Below are 1,394 nucleotides of genomic sequence, written 5' to 3' on the forward strand. Positions count from 1 at the left end.
CCCGATCAGGGTGTGACTCTTACCCGTCCCGGCAGGGCCGATCAGGGCGACATTATGTTGCGCCCGAACCCATTCCAGTGAAGACAGGTATTCGAAGGTATTGGCCGGAATAGAGGATGCGGCCACGTCGAACGATTCCAAGGTTTTGGTGACCGGGAACCCGGCAGCTTTTAGTCGGTTGCGGATGTTGGAGGCATCACGAGCGGCGATCTCGGTTTCCACCAGGGTTCGCAGTACTTCTTCGGGTGTCCACCGCTGGGTTTTCGCGGTGAGCAGGACCTCGGGTGCGCTGCGGCGGATCGAGGCCAGTTTCAATCGGCGTAGCGCGTGATCGAGGTCGGCCGGTAGCGGCGGCACTGTCTGAGGTGCAACGGGTGTCGATGTTGTGGTGGTCATGACACCTCCTTGTCGCCGGCGCCCAGCTTGTAGGCATCCAGCGAGCGGGTGGGCGCGGTAGGCAGGTGACCCAACAGTGCTGTGCCGGCCGGTCGCGGGTTGGGGGTGCCGGCTCCGGCATCGAGGATCGAGCGCACATCGGCGGCCTTGAACCTCCGGAACGCCACCGCCCTGGTCAGAGCGGTGAGCACCTGTTCGCGGCCGTGGGAGGTGACGAGCCCGAGGATGTCATCGAGTTCACCGCCCAGGCGGGTGTTCCCGATGGCCGCGGCACCGACCAGGAACTGCTCAGCAACCTCACCGAGATCGCAGAACTGTTTCTCTACCGCAGTTTTGGGCCGTGGTGCACGACTGGGCGGGGTGCGTGGCCCCCCGTAGTGATCATCGTTGAGGACGACCTCACCAGGTGCGGCCAACAGATGATCGGCGACCACCTCACCGGAGGCAGGTTCGGCGATCAGGAGCCGCTCACCGTCCTGGATGAGGGTCACGGTGGTGCCGATGAGCCGGTTGGGTACCGAGTAGCGGGCCGAGGCGTACCGGATACACGAGAGGCGATCGACCTTACGGGTGACCGGCGGTGGACCGACCTGGGCCCGCAGAGACGGCAACGGGCTCAATGTGTCTCGTTCGATCGTGAGTTGGTCAGCAGGCACGCACAGTGTGTCGCTGTGACGGCGGGTGTTGACCTCGACACACCAGTCCCGCGCGGCCCGGTTCGCTGCGTGCACATCCAGCTGCACGTCGTCACGACCAGCAGCGATCTTGGCTTCGGTCCACAACGGCTGCGCCAGATCCGACTGCGCGTACCCGCAGAGGTTCTCCACGATCCCTTTCGATTCCGGATCGGCGCCGTGACAGAAGTCCGGGGAAAACCCGTAGTGGGTGGCAAACCGCACATACGTGGGGGTGGGTACGACGACGTTGGCGACGACTCCACCTTTGAGGCAACCCATCCGATCAGCGAGTACCTTGTTGGGCACTCCACCGATCTCTTC

At 64.1% G+C, this 1,394-nt stretch carries 2 protein-coding genes; both read right to left on the reverse strand.

Annotated elements, in window-relative coordinates; genetic code table 11:
- Positions 1-396, reverse strand: a 396-nt coding sequence (locus ACFUEJ_RS24185) for an ATP-binding protein (protein WP_258326398.1), incomplete at its 3' end; no start/stop codon positions are given.
- On the reverse strand, positions 393-1,394 hold a 1,002-nt coding region (locus ACFUEJ_RS24190; protein WP_388032374.1), incomplete at its 5' end, for an IS21 family transposase. The genes ACFUEJ_RS24185 and ACFUEJ_RS24190, both read right to left, overlap by 4 nt.

This window comes from Gordonia sp. NPDC057258 (assembly GCF_042668985.1).
Taxonomy (GTDB): Bacteria; Actinomycetota; Actinomycetes; order Mycobacteriales; family Mycobacteriaceae; genus Gordonia; species Gordonia hongkongensis.